A 4,594-nucleotide genomic window follows, 5' to 3' on the forward strand; every position below is an offset into this window, starting at 1 on the left:
GTGTGGTGGGTCGGGCGGGGGTTGGCCGTCTGGGCCGAGGACAGCACCCTGCCGCCGCACGCGCCGCGCCGCCCCGGCCGGGCGCCCCGGGAACGCCCGCACCCGTTCGCCGCCGCGCAGGCCACGCTGGTGGCGGCGCTGGCCGCGGCGGCCGAACCGACGGACCTGGGCACGGCGTTGCTCACCCTGCCCACCCGCGCCGGTTCCCCACTGGACTCGCCGGAGCTGGTCCGCACCACAGCTGTGGAACCGGTCCGTGGCCGGGTCACCCTGGCCGGCTGGCGGGTGCCCGTCCTGGCGTACGCCCCGGACGCCGCGCTGACACTGCTGGGCAGCCTGGACGGGCTGGACGCCACAGCCGGCGCGAGCCTTCGGCACCTGGCCGAGGTGGGCGCCTTCGCCGCCGACCTGGCCGCCCGGGGCCGGGTCCTGCCCGGCCTCGTCGAGCTGCCCGACGGGGACACCACGTCCGCCCGCGCGGTGTGGCGACCACTGCTCACCGGCACCGACGCCGGCTGGGCCCGCGCGCTGGCGCTGGCGCTGCCGCCGGCCACCCGCGCCACAGCTGACCGGCAACCCGCCGTCGACGCGCCGGGACTGCTGGTCGCCGACGCGCTCGACGCGCTCACCGACGCGTCGGTGCGAGCCGCCCTGCCCGAGGCCACCCTGGCCCGTGGGGTGCGCAACACCGGTGCGGTGGCGCCCTGGCTGGACGCGCTGACCGGGCCGCACCGCGAGTTCAGCGCCGATCCGGCCGCGCTGCACACCCTGCGTCGCGAGCTGGACGCCTGGCAGCGCGACGCCGTCGGCGGCTCGGTACGGGCCAGTTTCCGGCTCGTCGAACCGGCGGCCGACGAGATCAGCGAGCCGGTGACAGTGGTGCCCGCCGACCCGTACGCCACCGTGCCGACCGTGGACACCTGGCGGGTGGAGTTCGGCCTGCGTGCGGCCGACGACCCGGGTCTGCACGTCGACGCCGGTCAGGTGTGGCGTGGCGCGGATGTGCCGGTCGCCGGGGACAACCCGCAGGAGACGCTCCTGGCCGAGCTGGGCCGGGCCAGCCGGCTCTGGCCCGAGGTGGACGCGGCGCTGCGCACCGCCACACCCGAAGGGCTGGAGTTGGACGCCGACGGCGCCCACCGGTTCCTCCGCGAGGGCGCGCCGATGCTGCACGCGGCCGGCTTCACCGTGCTGTTGCCGTCCTGGTGGCAGCGGCCCTCGGCGCGGCTCGGCGCGCGGCTGCGGGCCACCTCCCGCTCCGCGCCCGGCACGGTCAGCGCCCCGGCCGACCGGGTCGGCCTGGACGCCCTCGTCGACTACCGCTGGGAGGTGGCGCTCGGCGACCAGCCGTTGACCGCCGACGAGTTGGCCCGGTTGGCGGAGTTGAAGACCCCGCTGGTGCGGCTGCGCGGCCAGTGGGTCGAGCTGGACCCGAAACGGCTCGCGGCCGGGCTGCGCCTGCTGCGTTCCACCGGTGAGCTGACCGTCGCCGACCTGCTGCGGCTCGGGCTCGCCGACGGCGATCAGCCGGACGCGCTGCCGGTGCTGGAAGTGACCGCCGACGGGGCACTGGGCGACCTGCTCGCCGGGTCGGTGGAGCGACGGCTGGCGCCGCTCGTCGAACCGCCCACCTTCCAGGGCACGCTACGGCCGTACCAGCGACGCGGGTTGGCCTGGCTGGCGTTCCTCCAGTCGCTCGGGCTGGGTGGGGTGCTCGCCGACGACATGGGGCTGGGCAAGACGGTGCAGTTGCTGGCCCTGCTCGCCGCCGATCCGCCGCAGACAGGCCCGACCCTGCTGGTCTGTCCGATGTCACTCGTCGGCAACTGGCAGCGGGAGGCCGCCCGGTTCACCCCGCAACTGCGGATCCACGTGCACCACGGCGCGCAGCGGGCGCGCGGCGAGGACTTCGCCACCGCCGTGCACGACGCGGACCTGGTCCTCACCACGTACACGGTGGCTGCCCGGGACGCGGCGGACCTGGCCGGCATCGACTGGCACCGGGTGGTGCTGGACGAGGCACAGGCGATCAAGAACGCCGCCACCCGGCAGGCCGAGGCGGTCCGCGCGCTGCCGGCCCGGCACCGGATCGCGGTGACCGGTACGCCGGTGGAGAACCGGCTGGCCGACCTCTGGTCCATCATGCAGTTCGTCAACCCGGGGCTGCTCGGTCCGGCGGCGACCTTCCGCAAGCGGTTCGCCGAGCCGATCGAGCGGCACGGCGACGCCGAGGCCGCGCAACGACTGCGCCGGATCACCGGCCCGTTCGTGCTGCGCCGGCTCAAGACCGACTCGTCGATCATCTCCGACCTGCCGGAGAAGTTGGAGATGGAGGTCTTCTGCAACCTCACCGCCGAGCAGGCCGCGCTCTACCGCGCGGTGGTCGACGACATGCTGGCCCGCATCGAGTCCAGCGAGGGCATCGAGCGGCGTGGCCTGGTGCTGGCCACCATGACCCGACTCAAGCAGGTCTGCAACCATCCGGCGCAGTTGCTGCGGGACAACTCCCCGCTGGGCGGACGCTCCGGCAAACTGGCCCGGCTGGAGGAGATCCTCGACGAGGTCCTCGCGGCGGGGGAGAAGGCCCTGCTGTTCACCCAGTACGCCGAGTTCGGCGGGATGCTGCGCGGACACCTGTCGGCCCGGTTCGGTCGGGAGGTGCTGTTCCTGCACGGTGGGGTCGCCAAGGCCGACCGGGACGAGCTGGTCGCCCGGTTCCAGTCCGACAGCGGACCGGCCCTGTTCGTGCTCTCCCTCAAGGCCGGTGGCACCGGGCTGACGCTGACCGCAGCCAACCATGTGGTGCACGTGGACCGGTGGTGGAACCCGGCCGTGGAGGACCAGGCCACCGACCGGGCCTTCCGGATCGGGCAACGTCGCCGGGTGCAGGTCCGCAAGTTCGTCTGTGCCGGCACGGTGGAGGAGAAGGTCGCCGCCATGATCGCCGACAAGCGCGGCCTGGCCGCGTCGGTGGTGGGCACCGGTGAGCAGTGGGTCACCGAACTCTCCACCGCCCAGCTGCGGGAGCTGTTCACCCTGGAGGCCGGGGCGGTGGCCGAGTGACAGGCCCGACCAACGCCCGGCGTACCGGCCGCCGGGCCGCCCGGCCCGACACCGACCCCGAGGCGTCCGGCTGGGGTGGCTACGCCGACTACGGTCGGCCGCGGAAGGTCGACGGCGGGCTACGGGCCCGCAGCACCCGGGGCGCGATAGGGGTGTCCTGGTGGTCGCGCCGGTTCCTGGAGGTGCTGGAGTCGTTCGCGCTCGGCACCCGGCTCACCAGGGGCCGGTCGTACGCCCGCGCCGGCCAGGTGCTGCACCTCGACATAGCTCCCGGCACGGTACGCGCCACCGTGCAGGGCTCGCGGGCCCAGCCGTACCAGGTCCACATCGCACTGTCGGCGTTCCCGGCGTCGCTGTGGGACCGGATCGAGCAGCAGTTGGCCGCCCAGGCGTTCTTCAGCGCCCGGTTGCTCGCCGGTGACCTGCCGCCCGAGTTGGAGGAGCTGTTCGCGGCCGCCGGGGCGCCGCTCTTTCCCGCCGAAGTGACGCAGCTGGAGCAGCACTGCTCCTGTCCGGACTTCGCGGTGCCCTGCAAACACCTCGCGGCCACCTTCTACCTGCTCGCCGAGGCGTTCGACGCGGACCCGTTCGCGCTGCTGCACTGGCGCGGCCGGAGCCGGGCCGAACTGCTCGAACGGCTCCGCGAACTGCGCGGCGCCGGTACGCCCGTACCGCGAGCCACCGCAACCTCGCCGGCACCGGACGGTGCCGGCATCTCGCTGACGGCGGGCACCGTCGGCAGCTTGCCCGCGTCGGGCGCCGCCAGCGTCTCGTCCACCACGGAGCCGGCGGATGCGGCACCGGCCGGCGCGGCACGCGCCCTCGCGGACCTGCCCGACGCACCGATCGCCGGTACGGTCGACCGGTTCTGGCTGTCACCAGTGCCGCTGCCGGACCGTCCGCCCGCGTTGGCGAGCCGACCGGACCTGCTGTTGCGGCAACTCGGTGCGCCCGCACCGGCGATCGGTGGGCCGGGTCTGGTGGAGCGCCTGCGGCGCGCCTACCGGCAGCTTGAGCGGTGAATCCGGCGACTGTCACAGCCAGCGTTGCCGGAACCGCCACATCAGCACGGCGTTGGTCAGCAACACCACGGCGCAGATCGCGCCGGCCGACCGCCCGAGCAGCACGGTGGTCGCCGGCAACGACGCCCACAGTACGACGGTCAGCAGTAGCAGCCACCGGCCGCGCCGGAGCCGGACCCGATGGTCGAGCCGGGCGAAAAACGCCGGATCGCTCTCTCGCAGGTGGCGGGTGATCTGTTCGAATCTGCGCTGATCCTCTTTGCTGAGCATGTGCCTTCCCCTCACGCGTTCAGCAACGGCCCGGCGGAATACCCGCTGGGATCTGGGATCACGCGCTCTTCCTGCTGCTACTTGCCGAGAGAGCGAGGAAATCCGGCCCGCCCGCCGTCGCCCACCGGCCCGGTCCGCACCACGGCGTCCCCTTCCTGCCACCCGCCCACGGTTCCGTCCCGACCGTCACCCTCCCCGGCTCGTCACCGTCCCCGGCTCGTCACCGTCCCCGGCGGGGC

Annotated in this window: 2 protein-coding genes and 2 pseudogenes; 3 read left to right on the top strand and 1 reads right to left on the bottom strand. The window is 74.2% G+C overall.

Annotated elements, in window-relative coordinates; all coding sequences use genetic code 11:
* The 3 genes and pseudogenes from C1I93_RS33350 to C1I93_RS28615 form a co-directional block, all read left to right on the top strand.
* A pseudogene (locus C1I93_RS33350) lies at positions 1-568 on the top strand (ATP-dependent helicase); the annotation flags it as partial.
* Between the two features lie 350 nt (positions 569-918).
* Positions 919-3,063, top strand: a pseudogene (locus C1I93_RS28610) (DEAD/DEAH box helicase); the annotation flags it as partial.
* Positions 3,060-4,085, top strand: a complete 1,026-nt coding sequence (locus C1I93_RS28615; RefSeq protein ID WP_111246374.1) for an SWIM zinc finger family protein — start codon at positions 3,060-3,062, stop codon at positions 4,083-4,085. The pseudogene C1I93_RS28610 and the gene C1I93_RS28615, both read left to right, overlap by 4 nt.
* Positions 4,086-4,097: 12 nt before the next feature.
* Here the strand turns inward: C1I93_RS28615 and C1I93_RS28620 are convergent, their stop codons facing one another.
* Positions 4,098-4,355 carry a DUF3040 domain-containing protein gene (locus C1I93_RS28620; protein WP_111246375.1) on the bottom strand — a complete coding sequence of 86 codons (258 nt, stop codon included), beginning with the start codon at positions 4,353-4,355 and terminating at the stop codon, positions 4,098-4,100.
* Positions 4,356-4,594: the final 239 nt, after the last annotated feature.

This window comes from Micromonospora endophytica (assembly GCF_003236305.1).
Classification (GTDB): Bacteria; Actinomycetota; Actinomycetes; order Mycobacteriales; family Micromonosporaceae; genus Micromonospora; species Micromonospora endophytica.